The 24,618-nt window shown below is 71.0% G+C and carries 27 protein-coding genes; 10 read left to right on the forward strand and 17 right to left on the reverse strand.

Annotated elements, in window-relative coordinates; all coding sequences use genetic code 11:
- From AOK24_RS16945 to AOK24_RS16960, 4 genes are all read right to left on the reverse strand, one after another.
- Positions 1-605, reverse strand: a 605-nt coding sequence (locus AOK24_RS16945; RefSeq protein WP_240553970.1) for a membrane dipeptidase, incomplete at its 3' end; no start/stop codon positions are given.
- A gap of 155 nt (positions 606-760) precedes the next feature.
- Positions 761-1,945, reverse strand: a complete 1,185-nt coding sequence (locus AOK24_RS16950) for a dipeptidase (protein ID WP_055720909.1) — start codon at positions 1,943-1,945, stop codon at positions 761-763.
- Positions 1,942-2,478 (reverse strand): 5-(carboxyamino)imidazole ribonucleotide mutase, encoded by a 537-nt coding sequence (purE, locus tag AOK24_RS16955; RefSeq protein WP_010352356.1) that lies wholly within the window; start codon positions 2,476-2,478, stop codon positions 1,942-1,944. Before purE ends, AOK24_RS16950 begins: the two co-directional genes overlap by 4 nt.
- Positions 2,475-3,614, reverse strand: coding sequence for a 5-(carboxyamino)imidazole ribonucleotide synthase (locus AOK24_RS16960; RefSeq protein WP_055720910.1), 1,140 nt, complete (start codon positions 3,612-3,614; stop codon positions 2,475-2,477). The genes purE and AOK24_RS16960 overlap by 4 nt, the downstream gene beginning before the upstream one ends.
- 198 nt (positions 3,615-3,812) lie before the next feature.
- Here AOK24_RS16960 and AOK24_RS16965 point away from each other — a divergent pair, with 198 nt between their 5' ends.
- Entirely contained in the window at positions 3,813-4,328 is a 516-nt protein-coding gene (locus AOK24_RS16965; protein ID WP_055720911.1) for a GtrA family protein, read from the forward strand.
- Positions 4,329-4,353: 25 nt separating this feature from the next.
- Here the strand turns inward: AOK24_RS16965 and AOK24_RS16970 are convergent, their stop codons facing one another.
- Both AOK24_RS16970 and AOK24_RS16975 read right to left on the reverse strand, forming a co-directional pair.
- Positions 4,354-5,628: an ATP-binding protein gene (locus tag AOK24_RS16970; protein ID WP_055720912.1), complete on the reverse strand. Its 1,275-nt coding sequence runs from the start codon at positions 5,626-5,628 to the stop codon at positions 4,354-4,356.
- A 104-nt stretch (positions 5,629-5,732) separates the two neighbouring features.
- The gene (locus AOK24_RS16975) at positions 5,733-6,410 is read right to left on the reverse strand and encodes a response regulator transcription factor (RefSeq protein WP_055720913.1); all 678 of its coding nucleotides are present in this window, start codon (positions 6,408-6,410) and stop codon (positions 5,733-5,735) included.
- Positions 6,411-6,687: 277 nt separating this feature from the next.
- Here AOK24_RS16975 and AOK24_RS16980 point away from each other — a divergent pair, with 277 nt between their 5' ends.
- Entirely contained in the window at positions 6,688-8,193 is a 1,506-nt protein-coding gene (locus AOK24_RS16980) for a peptide MFS transporter (RefSeq protein WP_055720914.1), read from the forward strand.
- Between the two features lie 54 nt (positions 8,194-8,247).
- Here the strand turns inward: AOK24_RS16980 and AOK24_RS16985 are convergent, their stop codons facing one another.
- From AOK24_RS16985 to AOK24_RS17005, 5 genes are all read right to left on the reverse strand, one after another.
- Positions 8,248-9,456: a hypothetical protein gene (locus tag AOK24_RS16985; RefSeq protein ID WP_240553972.1), complete on the reverse strand. Its 1,209-nt coding sequence runs from the start codon at positions 9,454-9,456 to the stop codon at positions 8,248-8,250.
- A 77-nt stretch (positions 9,457-9,533) separates the two neighbouring features.
- Positions 9,534-10,562, reverse strand: a complete 1,029-nt coding sequence (locus AOK24_RS16990) for a hypothetical protein (RefSeq protein WP_055720916.1) — start codon at positions 10,560-10,562, stop codon at positions 9,534-9,536.
- A gap of 4 nt (positions 10,563-10,566) precedes the next feature.
- Positions 10,567-11,235, reverse strand: coding sequence for an LPXTG cell wall anchor domain-containing protein (locus AOK24_RS16995; protein ID WP_055720917.1), 669 nt, complete (start codon positions 11,233-11,235; stop codon positions 10,567-10,569).
- 6 nt (positions 11,236-11,241) lie between these two features.
- Positions 11,242-11,763: an ATP-binding protein gene (locus AOK24_RS17000; protein WP_055720918.1), complete on the reverse strand. Its 522-nt coding sequence runs from the start codon at positions 11,761-11,763 to the stop codon at positions 11,242-11,244.
- The gene (locus AOK24_RS17005; RefSeq protein ID WP_055720919.1) at positions 11,760-12,074 is read right to left on the reverse strand and encodes a recombinase family protein; all 315 of its coding nucleotides are present in this window, start codon (positions 12,072-12,074) and stop codon (positions 11,760-11,762) included. The genes AOK24_RS17000 and AOK24_RS17005 overlap by 4 nt, the downstream gene beginning before the upstream one ends.
- Before the next feature lie 212 nt (positions 12,075-12,286).
- Here AOK24_RS17005 and AOK24_RS17010 point away from each other — a divergent pair, with 212 nt between their 5' ends.
- The 3 genes from AOK24_RS17010 to AOK24_RS17020 are packed head-to-tail and all read left to right on the forward strand — an operon-like array spanning position 12,287 to position 13,550.
- On the forward strand, positions 12,287-13,165 hold the full coding sequence (locus tag AOK24_RS17010; RefSeq protein WP_240553967.1) for a helix-turn-helix domain-containing protein: 879 nt from the start codon (positions 12,287-12,289) through the stop codon (positions 13,163-13,165).
- On the forward strand, positions 13,162-13,356 hold the full coding sequence (locus AOK24_RS17015; RefSeq protein ID WP_055720920.1) for a DUF397 domain-containing protein: 195 nt from the start codon (positions 13,162-13,164) through the stop codon (positions 13,354-13,356). Before AOK24_RS17010 ends, AOK24_RS17015 begins: the two co-directional genes overlap by 4 nt.
- Positions 13,353-13,550, forward strand: coding sequence for a DUF397 domain-containing protein (locus AOK24_RS17020; protein WP_240553968.1), 198 nt, complete (start codon positions 13,353-13,355; stop codon positions 13,548-13,550). The genes AOK24_RS17015 and AOK24_RS17020 overlap by 4 nt, the downstream gene beginning before the upstream one ends.
- A 49-nt stretch (positions 13,551-13,599) precedes the next feature.
- Here the strand turns inward: AOK24_RS17020 and AOK24_RS17025 are convergent, their stop codons facing one another.
- Positions 13,600-14,061 carry an ATP-binding protein gene (locus AOK24_RS17025; protein WP_055720922.1) on the reverse strand — a complete coding sequence of 154 codons (462 nt, stop codon included), beginning with the start codon at positions 14,059-14,061 and terminating at the stop codon, positions 13,600-13,602.
- 164 nt (positions 14,062-14,225) lie between these two features.
- Positions 14,226-14,609, reverse strand: coding sequence for an STAS domain-containing protein (locus AOK24_RS17030; protein ID WP_055720923.1), 384 nt, complete (start codon positions 14,607-14,609; stop codon positions 14,226-14,228).
- A gap of 272 nt (positions 14,610-14,881) precedes the next feature.
- Here AOK24_RS17030 and AOK24_RS17035 point away from each other — a divergent pair, with 272 nt between their 5' ends.
- Positions 14,882-15,772 (forward strand): RNA polymerase sigma factor SigF, encoded by an 891-nt coding sequence (locus AOK24_RS17035; protein WP_055720932.1) that lies wholly within the window; start codon positions 14,882-14,884, stop codon positions 15,770-15,772.
- Positions 15,773-15,778: 6 nt separating this feature from the next.
- On the opposite strand, the gene hutI is transcribed toward AOK24_RS17035, so the two are convergent.
- The 4 genes from hutI to hutU all read right to left on the reverse strand — a co-directional run bounded on the left by hutI (position 15,779) and on the right by hutU (position 21,292).
- Positions 15,779-17,011: an imidazolonepropionase gene (gene hutI, locus AOK24_RS17040; protein WP_107103979.1), complete on the reverse strand. Its 1,233-nt coding sequence runs from the start codon at positions 17,009-17,011 to the stop codon at positions 15,779-15,781.
- A 23-nt stretch (positions 17,012-17,034) separates the two neighbouring features.
- Positions 17,035-18,366 (reverse strand): formimidoylglutamate deiminase, encoded by a 1,332-nt coding sequence (locus AOK24_RS17045; protein ID WP_055720924.1) that lies wholly within the window; start codon positions 18,364-18,366, stop codon positions 17,035-17,037.
- Entirely contained in the window at positions 18,363-19,565 is a 1,203-nt protein-coding gene (locus AOK24_RS17050; RefSeq protein WP_107103980.1) for an allantoate amidohydrolase, read from the reverse strand. The genes AOK24_RS17045 and AOK24_RS17050 overlap by 4 nt, the downstream gene beginning before the upstream one ends.
- A gap of 62 nt (positions 19,566-19,627) precedes the next feature.
- Entirely contained in the window at positions 19,628-21,292 is a 1,665-nt protein-coding gene (hutU, locus tag AOK24_RS17055) for a urocanate hydratase (RefSeq protein WP_055720926.1), read from the reverse strand.
- Between the two features lie 229 nt (positions 21,293-21,521).
- Here hutU and AOK24_RS17060 point away from each other — a divergent pair, with 229 nt between their 5' ends.
- The 4 genes from AOK24_RS17060 to AOK24_RS17075 all read left to right on the forward strand — a co-directional run.
- The gene (locus tag AOK24_RS17060; RefSeq protein WP_338060936.1) at positions 21,522-22,874 is read left to right on the forward strand and encodes a type III PLP-dependent enzyme domain-containing protein; all 1,353 of its coding nucleotides are present in this window, start codon (positions 21,522-21,524) and stop codon (positions 22,872-22,874) included.
- A gap of 170 nt (positions 22,875-23,044) precedes the next feature.
- Positions 23,045-23,464, forward strand: a complete 420-nt coding sequence (locus tag AOK24_RS17065; protein ID WP_055720928.1) for a hypothetical protein — start codon at positions 23,045-23,047, stop codon at positions 23,462-23,464.
- A complete protein-coding gene (locus tag AOK24_RS17070; protein ID WP_055720929.1) occupies positions 23,464-24,198 on the forward strand; it encodes a hypothetical protein in 735 nt (244 codons plus the stop codon). Before AOK24_RS17065 ends, AOK24_RS17070 begins: the two co-directional genes overlap by 1 nt.
- Before the next feature lie 34 nt (positions 24,199-24,232).
- On the forward strand, positions 24,233-24,618 hold a 386-nt coding region (locus AOK24_RS17075; protein WP_055720930.1), incomplete at its 3' end, for a roadblock/LC7 domain-containing protein.

Below are 24,618 nucleotides of genomic sequence, written 5' to 3' on the forward strand. Positions count from 1 at the left end.
CCGAGCCGGTTCATCTCGCGCACGACCTCCTCCCCGAACCGGCTGAGCCCGGCCTCGCTGGCCCAGCCGGTCCCGGCGAGGGTGAGGACGCGCAGCCCGAGGCTGTGCAGGACGCGCAGCACGGCGAGGGAGTCGCCGAGGGCGGGTGCGCCGGCGGGGCCGAGGAGGACGGCGACGCGTCCGCAGTTGCGCGCGTCGATGACCTGCCCGGCGGTGCGCGCGGCGCGCAGGCCCTCGGGGTGGGCGGCGACGACCGTACGGACGAGGTCGAGCTGTTCCAGCGTGACGGTCACCGCGCTCCTGGCGTCCTCGGGGAGGTGCAGGGCCCACAGGACCGCGCCGACCCGGCCTTCCCGGAGCCGGGGGATGTCCGTGTCGACGGCGCTCTCGCCGAGTTCGAGGTCGTACCAGCGCAGGTCGCGCAGGGCCCAAGGCAGGGTGCCGTACCCGTCGGCGACGGGGTGTTCGGCGAGGATCTCGCGGGCGCGTGCGAGGGGGTCGCGGGTGTAGGGGACCTCCTGCGCCGGGCCCTCGTCGAAGGGTTCCTCCAGCGGCAGTTCGCCGACCTCGGTGGTGGGGTGCAGTTCGTCCTGGAGGTCTGCCATGAGGGGGCTCCGTACGTCTGGATCGGCGTCGTGATCAGCAGTACGGCCACCGTCGCACGGGGTGGGGGAGGTCACCCGGTGGACGGTGCGTTCGGGGGTACGCGACCTGTTTCAGCGGGGTACCCCCAGGGTCGTACCCCGCTAACTCCCAGGTACTACTCGTCCAGCTCCTCGATCCGCGCGTACGACGGACCCCGTACCCCCTGGGTACCCCGTGCCACGTCCTCCGCCGCCCCCAGTACCCGTACCGCGTTCTGCCAGGTCAGCTTCGCGAGGTCGGTGCGGGACCAGCCCCGGTCGAGGAGTTCCGTGAGGAGGTTGGGGTAGCCGGAGACGTCGCGCAGGCCCTCGGGGGTGAAGGCCGTGCCGTCGTAGTCCCCGCCGATGCCGAGGTGGTCGACGCCGGCGACCTCGCGCATGTGGTCGAGGTGGTCGGCAACCGTGGAGACCGTCGCGACGGGGCGCGGGTGCGCCTCCTCGAAGGCGCGGTGGACGGCCATCGCCTCGGGCGTGGTGGCGAGGTGGTGGAAGCCGTGCGCGCGCATGTTCTCGTCGGCGGCGGCCGTCCAGTCGACCGCCGCCTGGAGGACGAACTTGGGGACGAACGTCACCATCGCCATGCCGCCGTTCGCGGGGAGGCGTTCGAGGACGTCGTCGGGGATGTTGCGGGGGTGGTCGCAGACCGCGCGGGACGAGGAGTGCGAGAAGATCACCGGCGCGGACGAGGTGTCGAGCGCCGCCCGCATCGTCGTAGCCGCCACGTGCGACAGGTCGACGAGCATGCCGAGCCGGTTCATCTCGCGCACGACCTCGCGGCCGAACGCCGTGAGCCCGCCGACGTTCGGTACGTCCGTCGCGGAGTCGGCCCACGCGATGTTGTCGTTGTGGGTGAGCGTCATGTAGCGGACACCCAGCGCGTACAACCCCCGTAGCGTGCCGAGGGAGTTGGCGATCGAGTGCCCGCCCTCCGCGCCCATCAGCGACGCGATACGGCCCTCCCCGCGCGCCGCCTCCATGTCCGCCGCGGTGAACGCGGCGCGCAGGACGTCCGGGTGACGGTCGATCAACTGCCGTACGCAGTCGATCTGTTCGAGCGTCGAGGGCACCGCGTCCGGCAGATCGGACCGCACGTACACGGACCAGTACTGCGCCCCCACCCCGCCCTCGCGCAGCCGCGGCAGGTCGGTGTGCAGGTGGGCGTCCTGCCGTACGGCGATGTCACGCGCGGCGAGGTCGTAGTGGACCTGTTCGCGCAGCGCCCAGGGGAGGTCGTTGTGCCCGTCGACGATGGGGAACTCGGCGAGGAGTTCTTGGACCTGGGTCCGCGCGGCGGCGTTCACTTGCCGAACCCGAAGGACCCCTTGGCCCCCTCGACCTTGGCCCGCAGCCGCTTGCCCTTCTCCGTCGCCTGGTCGTTGAGCTCCTGCTGGAACTCCCGCATCCGGCCGAGGAGTTCCTCGTCGTGCGCGGCGAGGATGCGCGCGGCGAGCAGACCGGCGTTGCGGGCGCCGCCCACGGACACGGTCGCCACCGGCACGCCCGCCGGCATCTGCACGATCGACAGCAGCGAGTCCATGCCGTCCAGATACTTGAGAGGGACGGGTACCCCCACGACCGGCAGCGGTGTCACCGACGCCAGCATGCCCGGCAGGTGCGCCGCTCCCCCGGCCCCGGCGATGATCACCTTCAGCCCGCGCTCGGCCGCCCGCTCGCCGTACGCGATCATCTCGTGCGGCATCCGGTGCGCGGAGACGACGTCCACCTCGTAGGCGACCTCGAACTCGTCGAGCGCCTGGGCGGCGGCCTCCATGACGGGCCAGTCGGAGTCCGACCCCATGACGATGCCTACGACGGGGCCTGCGACGGGGCTCATTCGGTGATCGTGCCTCTCAGGTATCCGGCTGCGTGACGGGCGCGCTCCAGCACGTCGTCCAGGTTGTCGCCGTAGGTGTTGACGTGGCCGACCTTGCGGCCGGGCTTCACGTCCTTGCCGTACATGTGGATCTTGAGCTGGGGGTCGCGGGCCATGCAGTGCAGGTACGCGGAGTACATGTCGGGGTAGTCGCCGCCGAGGACGTTGACCATCACCGTCCAGGGGGCGCGGGAGCGGGGGTCGCCGAGGGGGAGGTCGAGGACCGCGCGGACGTGGTTGGCGAACTGGGAGGTGATCGCGCCGTCCTGGGTCCAGTGGCCGGAGTTGTGGGGGCGCATCGCGAGTTCGTTGACCAGGATGCGGCCGTCGCGGGTCTGGAAGAGTTCGACGGCGAGGTGGCCGACGACGCCGAGTTCCTTCGCGATCGTCAGGGCCATCTCCTCGGCCTTGAGGGCGAGGGTCTCGTCGAGGTCGGGTGCGGGGGCTATCACCGTGTCGCAGACGCCGTTCACCTGCTGCGACTCGACCACCGGGTAGGCGACGGCCTGGCCGTGCGGGGAGCGGACGACGTTGGCGGCGAGCTCGCGGACGTAGTCGACCTTCTCCTCGGCGAGGACCGGGACGCCCGCGCGGAAGGGGTCCGCCGCTTCCTCGGGGCCGTCGACGACCCAGACGCCCTTGCCGTCGTAGCCGCCGCGCACGGTCTTGAGGACGACGGGGAAGCCGTCGCCCTCAGCCGCGAAGGCCACCACGTCCGCCGGGTCCGTCACGATGCGGTGGCGGGGGCAGGGGACGCCGATCTCGGTCAGCTTCGCGCGCATCACGCCCTTGTCCTGGGCGTGCACCAGCGCGTCCGGGCCGGGGCGGACCGGGATGCCGTCCGCCTCCAGGGCGCGCAGGTGGTCCGTGGGGACATGCTCGTGGTCGAAGGTGATCACGTCGCAGCCCCGCGCGAAGGCGCGCAGCGTCTCCAGGTCGCGGTAGTCGCCGATGACGACTTCGCTCACGACCTGCGCCGCCGAGTCCTGGGGGGTGTCACTGAGGAGCTTGAACCTGATGCCCAGCGGGATGCCCGCCTCGTGCGTCATACGCGCGAGCTGGCCGCCGCCGATCATGCCGACTACCGGGAACGTCACGCTCCTAGGGTATCGGCCGGGCCGGGCGGGTGGTCGTTCGCACCTCTTACTGCCGGTTTTCCTGGCTCATACCCCGTGTTTCCCCACTGCTTCCCGAGCTGTTTCCAACCCGTGAGGTCGACCACAGGAAACCTCCATCGGGGGTGGTTAGCATGGCTGGGTTGACGAAACCCAACCCGGACGGGGGCTTGTACGAGCATGGAACACGGTTCCACGGGGCATGCTTCCGCTTTGCGCCGCATCAGCCGCGAGATCGCGAAGTTCGGTGCGGTGGGAGGGGCCGGGCTGCTGGTCAACCTCGCCGTCTTCAACCTGGTACGGCATGTCACCGACCTCCAGGTCGTCCGGGCGAGCGTCATCGCCACGGTCGTCTCCATCGTCTTCAACTACGTCGGGTTCCGGTACTTCACCTACCGTGACCGCGACAAGAGCGGGCGTACGAAGGAGCTGACCCTCTTCCTCCTCTTCTCGGTCATCGGGATGGTCATCGAGAACGGGGTGCTCTACGTCGCCACGTACTCGTTCCACTGGGACAGCCCGTTGCAGAGCAACATCTTCAAGTTCGTCGGCATCGGGATCGCCACGCTGTTCCGCTTCTGGTCCTACCGCACGTGGGTGTTCAAGGCCCTCCCCGCGAAGGAGGCCGTGGCCAGCGCGGAGGCGTTCTTGGAGCAGCGCTCGGCGACGACTGCGCGGGTGAGCGAGCGGGCGTAGCGGGGCCCCCGCACACCGTCGCCTCTCAGCGCACCGTCGGCTCCTCCGCCTCCGACTCCTTCTTCAGCGGGGCCGTGCGGGAGAGGAACAGGCCGAAGACGGGGGGCTGGGCCTGGAGCATCTCCAGGCGTCCGCCGTCCGCCTCCGCGAGATCGCGGGCCACGGCCAGGCCGATGCCCGTCGAGTTGCGGCCGCTGATGGCCCGCTCGAAGATGCGGGCCCCCAGGTCGGCGGGGACGCCCGGGCCCTCGTCCGTCACCTCGATCACCGACTGGTTGCCGGTCACCCGGGTGCGGAGGGCCACGGTGCCGCCGCCGTGCATCAGGGAGTTCTCGATCAGCGCGGCCAGCACCTGGGCCACGGCTCCCGGCGTCCCCACGGCCTGCAAGTGGCGCTTGCCGGAGCTGACGATCGCCCGTCCGACCGAGCGGTACGCCGGGCGCCACTCCGCCAGCTGCTGCTGGATGACCTCGTCGAGGTCGAAGGAGACCGCGTTGCCCGTGCGGGGGTCGCGGGAGTTCGTCAGGAGCCGTTCCACGACGTCCGTCAACCGCTCCACCTGCGCCAACGCCACGTTCGCCTCCTCCTTCACGGTCTCCAGATCGTCGGTGAGGGTGATCTCCTCCAGCCGCATCGACAGGGCCGTGAGCGGTGTACGGAGCTGGTGGGAGGCGTCGGCGGCGAGCCGGCGTTCGGCGGTGAGCATGCGGCCGATGCGCTCGGCGGAGGAGTCCAGGACGTCCGCGACCCGGTCCAGCTCGGGGACTCCGTACCGCTTGTGCCGGGGGCGGGGGTCGCCGGAGCCCAGGCGTTCGGCGGTCTCCGCGAGGTCGGTCAGGGGGGACGCCAGCTTGTTGGCCTGGCGTACGGCGAGGAGTACGGCGGCGATGACCGCCAGCAGCGCGACGAGGCCGATGATCAGCAGCGTACGGCCGACCTCGCGGGTCACCGCCGACTTGGGCTCCTCGACCCGTACGGTCTCCCGGCCCTCCCCGCGCTCCTCCGCGTGGATGACCTCGCCCTCGGGCTTCTCCCCGATCTCGATCGGCGCCCGCCCCGGGATCCGGATCACGGCGTACCGGTCCTGCGTGACCTGGTCCCGCAGTATCTCGGAGGTCACGGCCTCCGATTCGAGGAGCCGGCTGTCCACGATCCCCACGAGCCGCACGGCCTCGGAGTCGACGCGTTCCTGGGCGCTGTTGCTGATGGTCCGGCTCTCGACGATGACGAGGGAGACCCCGAAGACGGCGATGACGACGAGGACGACAGCGAGGGTGGACTGGATCAGACGACGACGCACAACTTCTCTCCGTACGACTAAGAAGCCGTAGTCCTCAGGTAGGGGTGTGTGCGGCGGGACCACCCCGCCCCTACCTGAGGACTACGGCGTTACGCGCGTAGCGCTCAGCTCTTCTCGAACCGGAAGCCGACCCCGCGGACGGTGGCGATGTACCGGGGGTTCGCGGCGTCGTCGCCGAGCTTCTTGCGCAGCCACGAGATGTGCATGTCCAGCGTCTTCGTGGACGACCACCACGTCGTGTCCCACACCTCGCGCATCAGCTGGTCGCGGGTCACCACGCGCCCGGCGTCCCGCACGAGGACCCGCAGCAGGTCGAACTCCTTCGCGGTGAGCTGGAGTTCCTCGTCCCCCATCCACGCCCGGTGCGACTCGACGTCGATGCGCACACCGTGCGTGGCCGGCGGCTGCGCGGGCTCGGCGGCACCGCGCCGCAGCAGCGCCCGGACCCGGGCCAGCAGCTCGGCGAGGCGGAACGGCTTGGTGACGTAGTCGTCGGCCCCCGCGTCGAGCCCCACGACCGTGTCGACCTCGTCCGCGCGGGCGGTGAGGATGAGGATCGGCACGGCGTGGCCCTCGGAGCGCAGCCGGCGGGCGACTTCGAGGCCGTCCATGCCGGGCAGGCCGAGGTCGAGCACGACCAGGTCGATGCCGCCCTGCATCCCGGCGTCGAGCGCGGTGGGTCCGTCCTCGCGCACCTCGACCTCGTACCCTTCCCGGCGCAGGGCTCGGGCCAGCGGTTCCGAGATGGACGCGTCGTCCTCGGCTAGCAGTACTCGGGTCATGAAGCTGATGGTAGTCCGCACGGGACGTGGCCAGGGGTGTGATCGCCCTGACTGTTTCTTACCAAGGGGCAAGGCGGGGCATCCCGGACGCCCGGCAGGCCCGCGAACTTGGTCCAGACCTTGTGATCCATGCCTCAAACGCTTCCATTTCGCCCCCTACTCCGCCGTAAGGTGGCCAAACGCCTGTTGCACTGCGGGGACCTTCGGCGAAGAAGCCGGGGGTCCTTTTTCGTGCGTACCGGTGCAAGCGACCTGTAAACAGCAGCAAGGATCCATCATGGCGTCCAGCCTGACGAAGGACTCGGCACGGCCGGTGACCCCCGGCGCCGAGCGGACCTTCTTCGGCCACCCGCGCGGCCTGGCCACTCTTTTCATGACGGAGATGTGGGAGAGGTACTCCTACTACGGCATGAGGGCCCTGCTCCCGCTCTACCTGGTGGCCCCGGGCGGTCTGCACCTGAGCGCCGGTACGGCGATCTCGATCACCTCGGTGTACGGCTCGCTGGTGTACCTGCTGACCCTGCCGGGCGGCTGGTTCGCGGACCGGGTGCTGGGCCCCCGCAAAACGGTGGCCGTCGCCGGTCTGATCATCATGGTGGGCCATGTGTGCCTGGCGCTCCCGGCGACCGTGAGCTTCTTCGTCGGCCTCGGCCTCGTCGCCCTCGGCTCGGGCCTGCTGAAGGCCAACATCTCGACGATGGTCGGCCACCTCTACAGCGGCCCCGACGACTCACGCCGTGACGGCGGCTTCACGCTCTTCTACATCGGCATCAACATCGGCGCGTTCGCCGCGCCGCTGACCATCGGCACCGTCGGCGAGAAGGTCGACTGGCACCTCGGCTTCGGGATGGCCGCCGTCGGCATGGCGCTGGGCCTCGGCCAGTTCCTGCTGGGTACGCGCCACCTGAGCGAGCGCAGCGACGTCGTACCGACCCCGATGTCCGCCGAGGAGAAGTCCGCGACCCTGCGCAAGGGCCTGATCTGGTTCGCGGTGTCCGTCGTCGCGTACGTCGCCTTCACGCTCTCCGACTTCTTCAGCCCGGACGCGGCGGTGCTGCCGTTCACCGTCCTCGGACTGATCGTGCCGATCCTCGTCATCGGCCGGATCAAGCGGGACAAGGAGCTGTCGGCGGTCGAGCAGTCGCGGATGTCGGCCTACATCTGGTTCTTCATCGCCGCGGCCGTCTTCTGGATGATCTACGACCAGGGCAGCTCGACCCTGTCGGTCTTCGCCGAGAGCAAGGTCGACAACACGGTCTTCGGGTGGGGCTTCCCGGTCTCCTGGTACCAGTCCGTCAACCCGGTCATGATCATGGCGCTCGCGCCGGTCTTCGCCTGGCTGTGGCTGTGGCTGAACCGGCGCGGCCAGGAGCCGAGCACGATCGTGAAGTTCTCCTCCGGCCTGTTCCTGATCGGCGCCTCGTTCTTCCTCTTCCTGGCGCCGCTGTCCATCGCCGAGAACGGTCACCAGCCGGCCGCGCTGTGGATCGCGGGCGTGTACTTCGTCCAGACCGTCGGCGAGCTGACGCTCTCCCCGGTCGGCCTCTCCGTCACCACGAAGATGGCTCCCGCGAAGTACGCCTCCCTGATGATGGGCATCTGGTTCCTCGCGGTCAGCGCGGGCGACTCGGTCACCGCCCTGCTGTCCAACAAGGCGGCGGGCGCGGTGAACCTCGACCGGACCGGCTTCGTCGCCCTGGAAGCCGTCCTCGCGGTGATCGCCGGCTTCGCCGTATGGATGTACCGCAAGCGCGTCAACTCCCTGATGGGCGACGTCCGCTGAGGTTGCCGTACGTCGCGGGAGGGCCGTCCCCGAGGGGGCGGCCCTCCTCCGTGTCTAGCGCGTCCTGCGCTTCGGCAGGAACGTGAACACCGCCCCGCCCAGCAGTACGGCCGTCCCGGCGACCAGGCCCAGCGCCTTCAGGGCGCCGTGGTCCCCGGAGCCGGTGTCCGCGAGGCCGCCGGTGGTGGAACCGCCCGTGGTGGAACCGCCGTTCGTGGAGGAGCCGCCGGCGGCGCCGCCCTCCTGCTTCTCGGTCGTGAGGGTGAGGGAGACCAGGCTCTGGTCCGGCTTGCACGTCGTCTTCGTGCCGAGCGCCTCGATGAGCAACTCCCCTGGCGCGAGCGTCGATTCACCGGTCGCGCCGGGTTTGTAGGTGCCCTTCAGGTCGGGGATCTCGATGGGGGTGCCGGTCTTGATCGGGGCGGAGTTCAGGGGCCCTTCGACGTGGACCGTCCCCGAGTCGGCGCCGCCGAGCTTCACCTCCATGGACGGCTTCACCGAGCCGGCCGGGATGTCGGCGGGCGAGTCCATCACCGACTTCTTGAACTGGACGGTGAGGTCGTAACTCCCGCCGTTCTTCTTGGCGTTGATCTGGACGGGCGAGGTCGCCTTCTTCTCACCGAGCGGTGACTGGCAGGTGTAGGGGACGTCGACGACCTTGCCGGTGAAGTCGGTCGGTTCGTCCGAGGAGGAGGCGGAGACGGAGGGCGACGGCGAGGTCGACGAACTCCCGGTAGGACTGGGCGAGTTGCTCGAACTGCCGCTGGGGCTCGGCGAGTTGCTGGAACTGCCGCTGGGGCTGGGGGAGTTGCTGCCACCCCCGGTCACCGTGATCGTCGCGGCCGGCGACACCGCCTGGGTCGGCGCGCAGTTCGTGTTCGTCCCCATCGCGTTGACGACGTACGCGTCCGGCGTCAGCTTCACCTCCCCCGGCGCCGTCAGCTTCAGCGTCCCCTTCATGTCGGCGAGGACCATCGCCCCGCCCTTGGGGATCGCCGGGTTCTCGCGCGGCCCGGTCATCGCGACGTCCCCGCTCTGCGCGCCGGACACCTTCAACGTCCCCGACGGCTGTACGGAGTTGGCGGGCAGGTCGATGATGTCCGGGTTCTTGGACGCGGCCTGCGTGAACTTCCAGACGACGTCCACGGTGTCCCCGGCCTTCGCGGTGGCCGGCGCGGTGATCTGCACCTTGGTCGTCCCGTCGACGGGCGGTATCCCGGCCGGGGGGACGCAGTGGGTGGTGTACGACACCTCGGCGGCCATGGCGGGCACGGCCGCGAGCCCGAACAGCGCGCTCGTCCCGACCGCGACCACTGCGACGGCCGCTCTCCTGGTGGCTCTCACGTCATGCCCTTCCTGCTCGGGGTCGTTCGGTCGTCGTGCGGTGCGGAGAGGCGGCCCTGGGTGTCGGGGGAGAACCACGGCAGGGTCGGGCTCGTGGTGGTGGCGCTCGGAGGCGGCTCCGGCCTGCGGATACGCAGGCGCCGTACGGCGCTTCGCTTGCGGTGCGGGCGCGGGCGGACCTTGTCGACGATCGCCATCCCGATGCGGAACAGCGCCGAGGGGACGACGATCGCGGCGAGCGCCCAGAAGAGGACGACGCCCCAGGGCCGGCCCACGTCCCAGGGCCGGTCGGCGAGGACCTTGCCGCCGTACCTCAGGGAGACCGTGTAGTCGCCGTGCGCCCCGCCGGCCAGCTCGAACGGCAGCTCCAGGCGGGCGCGTCCGCCGGGCGCGAGGGTGCCGTCCCACTGGTGGTCGTCCCACTGGGGCGCGAACACGCCGTGTGCGGTGCCGACTTGGAAGACGGGGTTGCGGACGGGGGTCGTTCCGGCGTTCCCGACCGTGACGACGAGCTTGCGGGCGGGGGGTGCGCCGAACCAGGTCAACAGGCCGCTGGAGCCCTTGAGTTGAGGGTCCGTCAGGACTTTCAGCGTGCCGGTCGGCGACTCCTGGGGCAGCGGTTTCTCCTCGTGCCCGGCGACCTTCAGGGCGGCGTCGGCCTGTGCCTTGCGTCCGGTGGCCGTCGCGACGTGCACGACGCACGGGCAGGGCACCGGCGGTCCCACGACCGGGAGTTCGCGGCTGAACCTGCCCCGCGCGTCCGTCGTCACGGCCCGGCCGTCCGCGTTGGCACAGGAGTTGGTGCCGCCGAGCACCCCCCTCGCCGGGCTGGACTGGCCGCACAGCAGTAGCGTCAGCAGCGTGTTCGCCGGCCAGCCCGCACCGCTGGCGGTGACCGAACTCCCCTTGCCCGCCTCCGGCTTGCCGAGCTGGACCGTCGGCCCTGACGCCGCCCGCGCCGTCCCCGGCACCGTCAGACACAGCGCGAGGGCGGCGAGCAGCGCGGCGGCCCTTCTGCCGAGCACGGCCCTAACGAGCACGGCGCGTCAGCCACAGGGCGCCGGCGGCGCCGGTCAGCAGGATCGTCCCGCCGAGCGTGCCGAGCGCGACGAAGGAGTCCTCGGGGCCGGTCTGCGGGAGCTGGGGCGCGGGGGTGTCCGGCGCGGGGATGTTCGGCGCGGGGCCCCCGCCCGCCGTCACGTCCAACGTCAGGGCCGCGCCGGGTGAGTTGGTCGGCGTACACGTCGTCGTCGTACCGAGCGCGATGATGGTCAGCACACCCGGGGTGAACGTGACCTTCCCGGACGCCTTCGGCGTGTACGTCCCGCTCAAGTCGCTGATCTTTATCGGGGTGTCGGCCGGAATCGCCGCCTGGTTGGCCTCCCCGGTGACGGTGAGGGTGCCGCTGTCCGCGCCGCCCAGCTTGACGGTGGCCTTCGGCTTCATCGCCCCCGCGCCCAGCTCCACCGGGCTGGACGAGACGCCCTTCTGCCACGACATGGTGATGCGGTAACCGCTCCCGCTCTTCACGCCCTTGATGTCGATCGGCGAGACGGCACTCTTCGGCCCGATCGGCGTCTGACAGGCGTAGTTGACGTCGACGACGGCGGCGGAGGCGCCCGGCGCGAGCGCCATCACCCCCACCCCGGCGAGAACCGCGCCCGCCGCGAGCACGCCACTCCGTTTCCGCTCGGCCACGATCTCTCACCCCTGACGCCTCATCAGATTCGGTGCGCCAAGGTACGCCGGGTGGCTTGAGGAGGGAAGGGAAAGGGCGGCGCTCGGTGCGAGGGACCCCTGTCCGGCGATCTCCGCCCAGACGACTTTGCCGGCCGGCAGCGCGCAGGACCCCCAGCGTGCCGCCAGCTCCCGGACCAGCAGCAGTCCCCGCCCGCCCTCGGAATCCGCGTCCGGCGCGGCCGGCACCGGCTCTTTCGGCGAGCCGTCCCCCACCTCGACGACCAGGCCGGTGCGCAGGCCGAGCAGGCGCACGGTCACGAGGGCGAGGTCGTCCGGGGTGGCCAGGACGGCGTTGGTGACGAGTTCGGAGACGACGAGCAGGGCGTCGTCCTCGATGGGCCGGACGGGCCACTTGGCGAGAGCGAGGCGGGTGAAGTCGCGGGCCAGGCCCACCGAGGAGGGGACGGCGGCGAGGGAGAGGCGGTCGGCGAAGCGGGGCTGGTGGGAGAAGTAGAAGGGGACAGCGCCCTCCTGATCCTGGATCACGCGCGCTCTTCCAGACTCACGACCTCCACGCGGGCGTGCTCGGCGGTCAGGATCATCGCGTCCTGGAGCGCCCGGCTGAAGGCCAGGTCGCGGTAGGACGGCACGAGCAGGTGGTGGGACTCGGCGCGCAGGATGGCCTCGACCGTCTCGGCGAAGGCGTCCACGCGGCCGTCGGCGAACTCGAAGTAGACGGTCGCCAGGGCGAAGCCGTTGGCCTCCGCGTAGACCGTCATGCCGTCCTGCTTCCGCTTCACCTCCTCGTCGCTCATGTCGTCGGGAACCCGCATGTAGCCGAAGATCAGCGGCTTCATGGCCCTGCCTCCTTGCCGTCACGCTCACGGACGGTGTTTGTTCCGTCCCCTTTCGTGACGAGTGAAGCACCGTGATAACTCTGGATGCAAGGTTTCATTTAGAAAGAATCGCTTCTCGATTCTCGAATTCTTGTACGCCATTGCGTAATGAAACTGGCCGCGCTTACATATCAAGTGCACGGGGTATTCGGACTGTTGGAAGGTGGGGACACGTGACAGGGGTTACCGGCTCGACGGTTCCGCGCAGGCAGCTCGGCCGTCACCTGCGTGAGCTGCGCAATCGCGCACGCCTGACGGCTCGGGCCGCCTCGACCAAGCTGGAGTGGTCGGAGCCGAAACTCTGGCGCATCGAGACCGGCCAGACGTCCCTGCGCAGCCTCGACGTGGAGGCCATGTGCAAGGTGTACGGGGCGCCCGCCGAGTTGACGCAGGCGCTGATGGGGCTCGCGAAGGAGACGAAGAGCAAGGGGTGGTGGCACTCGTACGGGGATGTGATCCCGGATTCCTTCGATCTGTACGTGGGGTTGGAGGAGGCGGCTTCCTCCCTCCAGTGGTATGAGTCGGAACTCGTCCCCGGGCTGCTCCAGACGCCGGACTATGCCCGCACCGTGATCGGTTTCGTCCCCGACCGGGACGAGGAAGAGATCGAGCGGCGGACGCATGTACGCATCACCAGGCAGGTGTTGCTGACCCGAGTGACGGATGCACCCAAGGTTGACGTTGTCCTGAACGAAGGGGTGTTGCATCGCCCGGTCGGGAGCGCGAAGATCATGGCCGATCAGTTGAACAGGCTGGTGGAGCTGGACGAGTTGGACAACGTGAACATCCGCGTCATGCCCTACTCCGCAGGCCTGCACAAAGGGATGGCATCCGGGCCGTTCGTTCTACTGCGCTTCCCGACCACCGGTGATGGCCGGGACACCGAACCCCCCACGGTCTACGTGGAGGGGTTCACCGGTTCTCTATACCTCGACAAAACCAATGAAATCGAGCGCTACGACGCGGCGTTCACGAACATCTGGGGCTCGGCGCTCGACCAAGCGGGCAGCATGCGCCTCCTCAAGCAAGCAGCGAAGGAGCTAGGCAAGTGAACAGTGCCGACCTGACAGGCGCGGTCTGGCGCAAGAGCACCCGCAGCAACTCTGACGCGAACTGCGTCGAGGTCGCCGTCCTCAGCAGCAGCCAGGTCGCCGCACGCGACACCAAGCACGACGGCTACGGCCCCGCCCTGGTCTTCACCGCCGGCCAATGGACCTCCTTCATCAAGGAGTTGGACCAGTGAACAGTGCCGACCTGAAAAGCGCGGTCTGGCGCAAGAGCACCCGTAGCAACGGCAATGCGAACTGCGTCGAGGTCGCCTTCCTCGGCAACGGGCAAGTCGCCGCGCGCGACACCAAGCACGATGGTCAGGGTCCCGCCCTGGTCTTCACCGCAGGTCAGTGGGCCGCCTTCACGGGTGGGGCCAAGCTGGCGTAGGGGAGAGTCGGAGCGCGCCCGGTCCCCGAGGGGCCGGGCGTGTTTCGTGTCAGGCGGGTGCCCCCAGTTCCGCCCACACCGTCTTGCCCCCGACCCCCTGCGCCCGTACGACGCCCCAGTCGAGGCACAGGCGCTGCACGATGAACATGCCGTGTCCTCCGGGGCGCCCCGCGCGGTGCGGGGTGCGGGGGGACGGCTGGCCGGTGCCGCGGTCCATGACCTCGACGCGGATGACCTTGTTGTCGCAGGAGATGCGGATCTCCTCGGGCCCCCCGGCATGCAGGCACGCGTTGGTGACCAGCTCGGAGACGACGAGGAGCACGTCCTCGGCCGCGGCGCGGCGGTCCGCGCCGGACGCCGGGAGCCAGCCCCACGCGTACAGCGCCTGCCGGGCGAAGTCCCGGGCGAGCGGTACGACGCCGCTCGCGCCGTCGAGACGCAACCGCCGGACACCCTCGCCGGACGGCTCGTCGCCGGACGGCACAGGCACAGGGGGCCGGGTGGTGCTCATCAGCGCTTCACCTCACCAGTTTGACCGGTTCCAGAGGCACCAGGTCGTTCTCAGGGCCGACGGCACCCGCTCCCGCGCGGGCTCGTACACACGTGCCGCCGACATGTTCACGAAGTCTCCTGCCCGGCGCGGCGTACGGAACACACTCCGGCGGGCGGGCAGTCTCAGCCGTCGGCGGCGGGGCCGGGCAGCGCGTCGGCGACCGTGGCGTGAACGGTGAAGACGGCCTCGGCGCCGGTGATCTCGAAGACCCGGGCGACGACCGGCTGCATCCCGGCGAGGTGGACGCCACCGCCGGCGGCCTCCGCCTTGAGGCGGGCGCCGAGCAGCACGTTCAGTCCGGTGGAGTCGCAGAACTCCAGCCGTGAGCAGTCGATGACGAGACGGCTGAAACCCTTCGCCAGACACGCGTCCAGAGGTTCGCGCAGCAGCTCCGCGGTGTGGTGATCGAGCTCACCCGAGGGGGTGACGACCGCGCTGGAGCCCTCTTCCCGCACCTCCACCAGCAGCCGGCCCGACTGTGCGCTGCCGACCGTCCCGTGGTCCATGCCGTCATCTCTCCCGAGGTCGTCGCCGCGTACCGATGCTCTCGAACACTACGCCTTGTACACCGGCCCCGGACACCCGAACAACCGCACCAAGCTTGACAAAAAGGACATATGATAGTTGCGGTGGGGTCGGGGAAGCAGGTAGGGCTAGTAGGAAGCCCCGTTTCCCGGGGAAACGATCCGGACGGCCTCGGAGGCGCCGCACACCGCAGTCCACATGTACTGGCTCCGGCAGCCATTCGCCACACCTGCCGAGAACGATGGAGGACGACATGTCACCCCGGCTCGACGCATCCCGGCCCCCGACGGCGGCGTCGACACCCCCACCGGAACAGCTTGATCCCCACGACCTCGATCCCCTCGCGGATCTGCCCGACATCCCCCCGTACGACGAGATCGGCGCGGTCGACGCCCGCGCGCTGTCCAAGACGCTCTTCGCCCGCCTCGAAGCCCTCGAAGAGGGCACCCACGAGTACGCGTACGTCCGCAACACCCTCGTCGAGCTGAACCTCGCGCTCGTCAAGTTCGCCGCCTCGCGCTTCCGCTCCCGCAGCGAGCCGATGGAGGACATCGTCCAGGTCGGCACGATCGGGCTGATCAAGGCCATCGACCGGTTCGAGCTGAGCAGAGGCGTCGAGTTCCCCACCTTCGCCATGCCGACGATCGTCGGCGAGATCAAGCGGTTCTTCCGGGACACCTCCTGGTCCGTGCGCGTACCGCGCCGCCTCCAGGAGCTGCGGCTCGAACTCGCCAAGGCGGGCGACGAGCTGTCCCAGCGGCTCGACCGCTCCCCCACCGTCGCGGAGCTGGCCGAGCGGCTCGGCATCTCCGCCGACGAGGTCGTCGAGGGGATGGCCGCGTCCAACGCGTACACCGCCTCCTCCCTCGACGCCCAGCCCGACGAGGAGGAGACCGAGGGCGCGCTCGCGGACCGGATCGGGTACGAGGACCACGGGCTCGAAGGCATCGAGTACGTCGAGTCGCTGAAGCCCCTGATCGCCGAACTCCCGCCCAGGGAACGGCGGATCCTGTCGCTGCGCTTCGTCGCCGGGCTCACGCAGTCGGAGATCGGGGAGGAGCTGGGGATCTCGCAGATGCACGTGTCGCGGCTGCTGGCGAGGACGCTGGTGCGGCTCAGGAAAGGGCTGACCGTAGAGGAGTGACTCCGGTCATACCTCTCTTGTTCCCTTCCGCCACACCCCCCTCACCAGCGGCACTCCCGGCCGGTAGGCCAGGTGCACGTGGCTCGGGGCGTCCAGGAGGATCAGGTCCGCCTGGGCGCCCGGGGTCACCCGGCCCACGTCCGTACGCCGCAGCGCCGCCGCTCCGCCCGCCGTCGCCGACCACACCGCCTCGTCCGGCGTCATCCCCATGTCCCGTACGGCCAGCGCGATGCAGAACGGGACCGAGGACGTGAAGGACGACCCCGGGTTGCAGTCCGTGGAGAGCGCGACCGTGGCCCCCGCGCCCAACAGGCGCCGCGCGTCCGGCCATTCGGCCCGCGTCGAGAACTCCGCGCCCGGCAGCAGGGTGGCCACCGTGTCGCTGTTGGCCAGCGCGTCGACGTCCTCGTCCGTGAGGTGCGTGCAGTGGTCCGCGCTCGCCGCGTCGAGCTCCACGGCGAGCTGGACGCCTGGTCCGTACGTGAGTTGGTTGGCGTGGACGCGGGGATGGAGGCCCTTCTCCTTGCCCGCCGTGAGGATCGCCCGCGCCTGGTCGCCGTCGAAGGCGCCCTTCTCGCAGAAGACATCGATCCAACGGGCGTGCGGCGCACAGGCGTTGAGCATCTCGCCGGTGACGAGAGCCACGTACGCGGCCGGGTCGTCGGCGTAGTCGGGGGAGACGATGTGCGCGCCGAGGTACGTGACCTCGTCGGTGTGGCGGGCGGCGATGCGCAGCGCTCGGGACTCGTCCTCGACGGTCAGGCCGTAGCCGGACTTGGTCTCCATCGTGGTCGTGCCCTGGCGCAGGGCCTCGGCGAGGTAGCGCGTGAGGTTCGCCTCCAGCGCCTCGTCGCCGGCCGCGCGGGTCGCCGCGACCGTCGTGCGGATGCCTCCGGCGGTGTACGGCCGTCCTGACATGCGCGCGTTGAACTCGGCCGTGCGGTCGCCCGCGAAGACGAGGTGGGAGTGGGAGTCGACGAAGCCGGGGAGGACGGCCCGGCCGCCCGCGTCGACCCGATTGTCAGTGGCGGGTGCTTTGCTGGATTCACCGGTCCACACGATGCGGTCGCCGTCGATGACGACGGCCGCGTCCTGGATCAGTCCGAGTGGGGAGTGGTCGCCCAGGGAGGGGTCGTTGGTGACAAGGGTGCCGATGTTCGTGATGACGGTCGTCGTACCGGTCGTGCTGTTCGCCTGGTTCGGCCCGATGGGGCTGCTCGGCGTGGTGGGGGCGTTCATGGCGTCCTCGTGGGTTGCGAAGGTCAGGAGCGCAGGTCGGCGACGGCCGCCGCGAGGGCTCGCGGGGCATCCGGTACGGCGGTGTGGGCCCCGTCCCGTACGACGTGCCGGCCGCCCACGACCGTATGGCGGACATCTGCCGCCGACGCGGCGAATACGGCCGTCTCCGCGCCCAGCCGCGGCAGCGGGCCCGCGGTTCTGACGGAGTCGAGGGCGACGGTCGTGAAGTCGGCGAGGGAGCCGGGGGCGAGGATGCCGCAGTCGTCCCAGCCGAGCGCGGCGTGGCCGTCGGCCGAGGCCGCCCGCAGGAGGGCGGCGGCCGTCCAGTGGCCCCGGGTGCGGGTGCGCAGGCGCTCGTCCAGTTCCATCGCCCGCGCCTCCTCGAAGAGGTCGATGACGGCGTGGCTGTCGGAGCCGAGCGAGAGCGGGGAACCGGCCCGCTGGAGGGCCACGGCGGGTCCGATGCCGTCGGCCAGGTCGCGTTCCGTCGTCGGGCACATGCAGGTGCCGGTGGCCGAGCCGCCGATCAGGGCGATGTCGTCCGCCGTGAGGTGGGTGTTGTGGACGCCGGTGGTGCGCGGGCCGAGGACGCCGTGGTCGGCGAGGAGCTGCGTGGGCGTGCGGCCGTGGGCCGTCCGGCAGGCGTCGTTCTCGGCGGTCTGCTCGGAGAGGTGGACGTGGAGGGGGGCCCGGCGGTCCCGGGCCCAGGCCGCGACCGTCGCGAGCTGGTCCGCCGGGACCGCCCGGACCGAGTGGATCGCCGCGCCGATCCGGGCGTGATCCTGTTCCTTGAGTTCTGCACAGCGTGCCGCCCAGCTCTCCGCGTCGCCGTCGGAGAAGCGGCGCTGGTGCCGGTTCGGTGCCTGGCCGAACCCCGCGGAGAGGTAGCAGGCGTCCAGCAGCGTGATCCTGATCCCGGCGTCCGCCGCAGCCTGGATCAGGGCCTCGCCCATCGCGTTGCGGTCGGCGTACGGGGTGCCGTCCGGGGTGTGGTGGACGTAGTGGAACTCGCCGACCGTCGTGATCCCGGCGAGCGCCATCTCCGCGTACACCGCCCGCGCGAGCGCGTGGTACTTCTCCGGGGTGAGCCGGTCCGCGACGCCGTACATCACCTCGCGCCAGGTCCAGAACGTGCCGGACCCGACCTGGACCGTGCCGCGCAGGGCCCGGTGGAAGGCGTGGCTGTGCGCGTTCGCCAGGCCGGGGAGGGTCAGGCCCCGCAGCACCTCGGCGCCCGGCGGGGGCGCCTCGACGCCCTTGCGTACGGCCGTGATCCTGCCGTCGGTGACCTCCAGGGCCACGCCCGGTTCCACCGCCGGGTCCAGCCAGGCGTGCTCCAGCCAGAACGTCGTCATGCGCGGGCCAGCCCTTCCAGTACGTCGGCGAGCGCCTGCACCCCGGCCACGCAGTCGTCCTCCGTCGCGGACTCGGCCGGGGAGTGCGAGACGCCGGTGGGGTTGCGCACGAACAGCATGGCGGTCGGGATACGTCCCGACAGGATTCCGGCGTCGTGTCCCGCGCCGGTGCCGAGGACGGGGACGGTGAGGTCGGTGTCCTTGCCGAGGATGCGGGCCAGCTCGTCGCGCAGGGCGTGGTCGAACTCCACGACCGGCGTGAACGACTCGCGCACGACGTCCAGTTCGACGCCGTGCTCCCGCGCGTACGCCTGCGCGGCCTTCTCGATGCCGGTGACCACCGTGTCGAGGGTCTCCTGTCCGGCCGCGCGGGAGTCCAGCCAGCCGCGTACGAGCGACGGGATCGCGTTGACGCCGTTCGGCTCGACGGAGATCTTCCCGAACGTGGCCACAGCGCCGGCGAGCTGCGCTTCCCGGCGTGCGGCGAGCACGGTTTCCGCGTACGACAGCATCGGGTCGCGCCGGTCCACGAGGCGGGTCGTGCCCGCGTGGTTGGCCTCGCCCCGGAAGTCGAACCGCCAGCGCCCGTGCGGCCAGATGGCGCTCGCGATGCCGACCTGGTCCCCGGAGAGGTCCAGCGCGCGTCCCTGCTCGACGTGCAGTTCGACGAAAGCGCCGATGCGGTCGAGGCGCTCGCTGTCGGCGCCGATGCCGTCCGGGTCGTACCCGGCGGCTTCCATCGCCTTCGGGAGGCTGATCCCGTCGCCGTCGGTGAGCTGATGAGCCTGCGCCAGCGTCAGCTTCCCCGAGGTGAGCCGGGACCCGACACAGGCCAGCCCGAACCGGGCGCCCTCCTCGTCGCCGAAGTTGACGATGCCGAGGGGCTTGCCGAACCGGACCCCGCGCGCCCGCAGTTCATCGAGCGCGGCGAAGGAGGACACGACCCCGAGCGGCCCGTCGAAGGCCCCTCCATCGGGAACGGAGTCGAGATGGGACCCGGTGACCACAGCGTCCCCGGCCGCGGGATCCCCCAGCCAGGCCCACTGGTTCCCGTTCCGGTCGACCTCGTACGCCAGCCCCCGCAGCTCGGCCTGCTCCTTGAACCAGACCCGGCAGTCGGCGTCGGCGGGGCTCCAGGCGAACCGCCGGTAGCCGTGCGAGTCGGGGTGACGGCCGATGGGGTGGAGCTGGCGCCACATCTCCTGGAAGGAAGGGGGAGCAGCGGACAGGGTCGCTGCTCCCACCTGAGCGTTGCCGTCGCTCACGCGTCGCCGTCCTCGCGCATCGGGATGCGTACGCCGCGCTCGGCCGCTACCGACTCGGCGATGTCGTAGCCCGCGTCGACGTGGCGGATGACGCCCATGCCGGGGTCGTTGGTGAGGACGCGGCGGATTTTTTCGGCGGACAGTTTTGTGCCGTCGGCGACGGTGACCTGGCCCGCGTGGATGGAGCGGCCCATGCCGACGCCGCCGCCGTGGTGGAGGGAGACCCAGGAGGCGCCGGAGGCGACGTTGACCATGGCGTTGAGGATGGGCCAGTCGGCGATGGCGTCGGAGCCGTCGAGCATGGCCTCGGTCTCGCGGTAGGGGGAGGCGACCGAGCCGGTGTCCAGGTGGTCGCGGCCGATGGCGAGGGGCGCTGCCAGCTCGCCGCTCGCGACCATGTCGTTGAAGCGCTCGCCGGCCTTGTCGCGCTCGCCGTAGCCGAGCCAGCAGATGCGGGCGGGGAGGCCCTGGAAGTGGACGCGTTCGCCGGCCATCTTGATCCAGCGGGCCAGGGACTCGTTCTCGGGGAAGAGGTCGAGGATCGCTTTGTCGGTCTTCGCGATGTCGGACGCCTCGCCGGAGAGCGCGGCCCAGCGGAAGGGGCCCTTGCCCTCGCAGAAGAGGGGCCGGATGTACGCGGGGACGAACCCGGGGAACGCGAACGCGCGCTCGTACCCGGCGAGTTGGGCCTCGCCGCGGATGGAGTTGCCGTAGTCGAAGACCTCGGCGCCGGCGTCCATGAAGCCGACCATGGCCTCGACGTGCCGGGCCATGGACTCGCGGGACCGGGTGGTGAACCCGGCCGGGTCCTTCGCGGCGTAGGAGGCCATGTCGTCGAAGTCGACGCCGACCGGGAGGTAGGCGAGCGGGTCGTGGGCGGAGGTCTGGTCGGTGACGATGTCGATGGGGGCGCCCTCGGCGAGCATCTGCGGGAGCAGCTCGGCGGCGTTGCCGAGGAGGCCGATGGACAGCGGCTTGCGCTGGTCACGGGCCTCGGTGGCGAGCTGGAGCGCGTGGGCGAGGTTGTCCGCCTTCACGTCCAGGTACCGGTGCTCGATGCGGCGCTCGATGGCGCGCGGGTCGCAGTCGACGCAGATCGCGACGCCGTCGTTCATGGTGACGGCGAGCGGCTGGGCGCCGCCCATCCCGCCGAGCCCGGCGGTGAGGGTGATCGTCCCGGCGAGGGTCCCGCCGAACTTCTTCGCGGCGACGGCGGCGAACGTCTCGTACGTCCCCTGGAGGATGCCCTGCGTGCCGATGTAGATCCAGGACCCGGCGGTCATCTGGCCGTACATGGTCAGCCCGAGGGCCTCCAGGCGCCGGAACTCCTCCCAGTTCGCCCAGTCGCCGACGAGGTTGGAGTTGGCGATGAGGACGCGCGGCGCCCACTCGTGGGTCTGCATGACACCGACGGGCCGCCCGGACTGGACGAGCATGGTCTCGTCCTGCTTGAGGGTCGTGAGCGTACGGACCATCGCGTCGAAGGAGCGCCAGTCGCGCGCGGCCTTGCCGGTGCCGCCGTAGACGACGAGCTTGTCGGGGTGTTCGGCGACCTCGGGGTCGAGGTTGTTCTGGAGCATCCGCAGGGCGGCTTCCTGCTGCCAGCCCAGGGTGTTCAGTCCGGTTCCGCGGGGGGCTCGAACGGGCCGGGGTCCTGACATGGGCTGCCTCCTGGGACACGTCATCGATATTCCGGTTCTATTCACATCCTGGCTAGCTGAATAGAACTAGTCAATAGGGCGGGGAACCGACACGCACGCCGTACGGGTGTTTGGCTGGAAGGAGGGGCACACCCGGGCGCGAGCCGGGGCATGCTCCGGCCGACGGAGACACCGGTACCGGACCACCTCGACGGGGGCTGATGTGCGGCAGGCGGCAGGCAGGCAAGCGGTGGACGACGCACGGGCGGCGCGCCGGGACGACGCGGTCCGCGCGGCGGTGGAGCAGGGCCTGCTGGGCCCGGACGCCCCGATCGTGGGCCTCCTGGACGTCACCGGCATCAGGGAGTCGGCGGCGGAGCTGACGGCCGCGTTCGACGCCGTCGTCACCCCCGGCACCCCGGTCCTGCACGCTTTCGCCGTCAAGGCCACCCCTCTGGTGCCGGTCCTGCGCCTGCTGCGCGAGGCCGGCCTCGGCGCCGAGGTCGCGAGCCCCGGCGAACTCGCCCTCGCGCGCGCGGCGGGGTTCACCCCGGAGACGACCGTACTGGACTCCCCCGCGAAGACCCCGGCGGAGCTGCGCGAGGCCCTCGCCCTGGGCATCGCGGTGAACGCGGACAACCCGCAGGAACTGGCCCGCGTCGACGCCCTGCGGCGCGGGACGCCGAGCGCCTCCCCGATCGGCCTGCGCGTGAACCCGCAGGTCGGCGGCGGCACGATCGAGTCGACCTCGACGGCCACCCCCACCTCGAAGTTCGGCGTCGCCCTGCGGGACGAGGGCGCGCGGGAGTGGGTGATCGGCGCGTACGCGGAGCGCCCGTGGCTGACCCGCCTGCACGCGCACACCGGCTCGCAGGGCGTGCCGCTGACCCTGATGGCGCGCGGCGTGGCGGAGACGTACGCGCTGGCCGAGGAGATCAACCGGCGGATCGGCCGGCGCCAGATCGACACCGTGGACATCGGCGGCGGCCTGCCGGTGAACTACGGCTCGGAGGAGACCGCGCCGACGTACGCGCAGTACGCCCGCCTGCTGAAGGAGGCCGTGCCGGGCCTGTTCGCCGGCCGGTACGGGCTGGTCACCGAGTTCGGCCGCTCGCTGCTGGCCAAGCAGGGCACGGTGGTGGCGCGCGTGGAGTACGCGAAGAGCGCGGGCGGCCGGCGCATCGCGGTGACGCACGCGGGCGTCCAGGTCGCGACCCGGACCGTGTACATGCCGGGCTCGTGGCCGCTCAGGATCGCCGCGTACGACGCGAAGGGCCGCACCAAGGGCGGCCCCGAGACCGTGCAGGACGTCGCGGGCCCCGCGTGCTTCTCGGGTGACCTGCTGGCGCGCGGGCGTTCGCTGCCGCTGCTCGAACAGGGCGACTACGCGGCGGCGTTGGACACGGGCGCGTACTACTTCGCCCACCACTACGCGTACAACTCCCTTCCCCGGCCCGCGATCTACGGGTACGCGCCCGGCGCGGACGGCCGCACCGGGTTCGCGCTCGTCCGTGCCGCCCAGACGACGGCGGAGATCCTCGCCGAGGCCGGCGGGGCGTACGGCGACGCGCTCACCACCCTGGGCGAGCCCGAGCGCCCTTGACGCACGCCCACGGCCTGGGCGTTCGATAAGCCCGAAAAGCAGGCAAACTCGCCCACTCTAGCTTGCCGTTGGCATTTTCCAAGGGAAAATTCCAAACTCCTCACTCGTCGCACACACGGTCTGTAGCGTCTCTCTCACTCAGCCGTAACCGAGGCGGGAGGGGATCCGCGGTGCCCGGAATCGACGAGTGTCTGCTGGAGGCCATGCGCCTGCCCGGAGCCCGGGGCGCCGCCCTGGTCGACTGGACCAGCGGTCTCGCGCTGGGCTCCGTCGGGGAGTTCCCCGGCGGGGACGCGGAGGCGGCGGCCACGGAGGCGGCGGAGCTGGCCCGACTCGCGGCGGAGCAGCGGGCGTTCGCGCCGGAGCACCCCAACTCGCCGGAATCGCCGGGCTCTTCGGCCGCCGACGACGGCCACTCCGTCGAGGACCTCATCATCAGCAACCGCGACAGCTACCACCTCCTGCGCTTCGTCCGCACCGACTTCGACAGCAGCGTCTTCCTGCACGTGTGGCTCGGCCGCCGCGACGGCAACCTCGCGCTCGCGCGCATCCGGCTCGAAGAGATGGCCGGGAAGCTGGTGCTGGGGTGATGGCCGTCGTGGCGGCGCTCCCCGTCCGCGAGCACGTGACCGGCGAGGTGGCCCCGCTCCTCACCCGGCTCGCGGCCGAGGAGGCGAGCGGGGTGCTGACGCGGGACAGCGGCGCGCTGCACCTGGTCCGGGGACGGGTGGTGTACGCCGAGAGCGCGGCGACACCGGCCCCCGAAGCCCTCCTCGGCACCCGCGAGAACCTCCAACTCCTCGTCCAGGACGGCCGGTTACCGCGCGGCGCCGCTGAACTCTCCCTGCTGGGGGCCCTCTTCGACGCCGCGTACTTCACCCTCACCCCCGGCGACGCCCCCGCCCGCTTCCGGTACGACGACACCGGATACGACCCCGGCCCCCTACGGCCCGTCGACGCCGGGCTCCTGGACCGCGAGACGCGCCGGCGCCGGGCCCTGCTGGACCGGCTCTGGCCGGACGGCCGTACCGACGACGCGCCCCTGCGCCTCGTCGACCCCCACCCTCCGCCGCGCTGGCTCCCCGCGCGCAGGCGTGCCGTCCTCGCCGAGGTCGACGGGGAGCGCACGGCCACCGGGATCGCGCACCGGCTCGGACGGCGGGCGTTCCCCACGCTGCTGGACGTACGGCGGCTCGCGGCGGCGGGACTGGTGACGGTGACACCGCCCGCCCCGCCAACCCCCGTACCCGGCACGGCGGTTCCGGACGACGACCCCCAACTCGCCCTGCTGAAAAGGCTGAGAGATGCGCTGGAGGCCCTTTGAGCGGCAGCGACCGCAGCCCGAGAGGACAGACCTGATGGATGCTCACGAGGCCGACATACTCGACGAGTTGAGGCGCCTGAGGGCCTCCGTCCCCCAGCTCACCGGCGCGCTCGCGGCCAGCGTCGACGGGCTGGTGCTCGCCGCGGACACACCCGGCGTCGAGCCGGAGGGGGTCGCCGCGCTCACCGCCGCCGCGCTCGGCGTCGCCGTACGCCTCACCGACGAGACCGGCCAGGGGGAGCTGCGCGAGCTGCTCGTGCGGGGGGTGTACGGGTACGTCGCCACGTACGCCGCCGGGGAGTCCGCCGTGCTGACGCTGCTGGCCCAGGACCGGGTGAACGTGGGCCGGCTGCACCTCGAAGGACGACGGACCGGCGCCCGGATCGGGGAGTTGACAGACGCGGCGGCGAAGGAGAACGC

The sequence above is a fragment of the Streptomyces niveiscabiei genome (assembly GCF_001419795.1).
Lineage (GTDB): Bacteria > Actinomycetota > Actinomycetes > Streptomycetales > Streptomycetaceae > Streptomyces > Streptomyces niveiscabiei.

Excerpts from the sequence above, each read along its gene's own strand:
- hutI (WP_107103979.1), bottom strand. The coding sequence starts at position 17,011 with ATGAACGCCCCCACCACGCCGAGCAGCCCCATCGGGCCGAACCAGGCG.
- AOK24_RS17070 (WP_055720929.1), top strand. The coding sequence starts at position 23,464 with ATGGCCGTCGTGGCGGCGCTCCCCGTCCGCGAGCACGTGACCGGCGAG.
- hutU (WP_055720926.1), bottom strand. The coding sequence starts at position 21,292 with ATGTCAGGACCCCGGCCCGTTCGAGCCCCCCGCGGAACCGGACTGAAC.
- AOK24_RS16965 (WP_055720911.1), top strand. The coding sequence starts at position 3,813 with ATGGAACACGGTTCCACGGGGCATGCTTCCGCTTTGCGCCGCATCAGC.
- AOK24_RS17035 (WP_055720932.1), top strand. The coding sequence starts at position 14,882 with ATGTCACCCCGGCTCGACGCATCCCGGCCCCCGACGGCGGCGTCGACA.
- AOK24_RS17045 (WP_055720924.1), bottom strand. The coding sequence starts at position 18,366 with ATGACGACGTTCTGGCTGGAGCACGCCTGGCTGGACCCGGCGGTGGAA.
- purE (WP_010352356.1), bottom strand. The coding sequence starts at position 2,478 with ATGAGCCCCGTCGCAGGCCCCGTCGTAGGCATCGTCATGGGGTCGGAC.
- AOK24_RS16975 (WP_055720913.1), bottom strand. The coding sequence starts at position 6,410 with ATGACCCGAGTACTGCTAGCCGAGGACGACGCGTCCATCTCGGAACCG.
- AOK24_RS17030 (WP_055720923.1), bottom strand. The coding sequence starts at position 14,609 with ATGGACCACGGGACGGTCGGCAGCGCACAGTCGGGCCGGCTGCTGGTG.
- AOK24_RS16985 (WP_240553972.1), bottom strand. The coding sequence starts at position 9,456 with ATGGCCGCCGAGGTGTCGTACACCACCCACTGCGTCCCCCCGGCCGGG.
- AOK24_RS17005 (WP_055720919.1), bottom strand. The coding sequence starts at position 12,074 with ATGAAGCCGCTGATCTTCGGCTACATGCGGGTTCCCGACGACATGAGC.
- AOK24_RS17050 (WP_107103980.1), bottom strand. The coding sequence starts at position 19,565 with ATGTGGCGCCAGCTCCACCCCATCGGCCGTCACCCCGACTCGCACGGC.
- AOK24_RS16980 (WP_055720914.1), top strand. The coding sequence starts at position 6,688 with ATGGCGTCCAGCCTGACGAAGGACTCGGCACGGCCGGTGACCCCCGGC.
- AOK24_RS17025 (WP_055720922.1), bottom strand. The coding sequence starts at position 14,061 with ATGAGCACCACCCGGCCCCCTGTGCCTGTGCCGTCCGGCGACGAGCCG.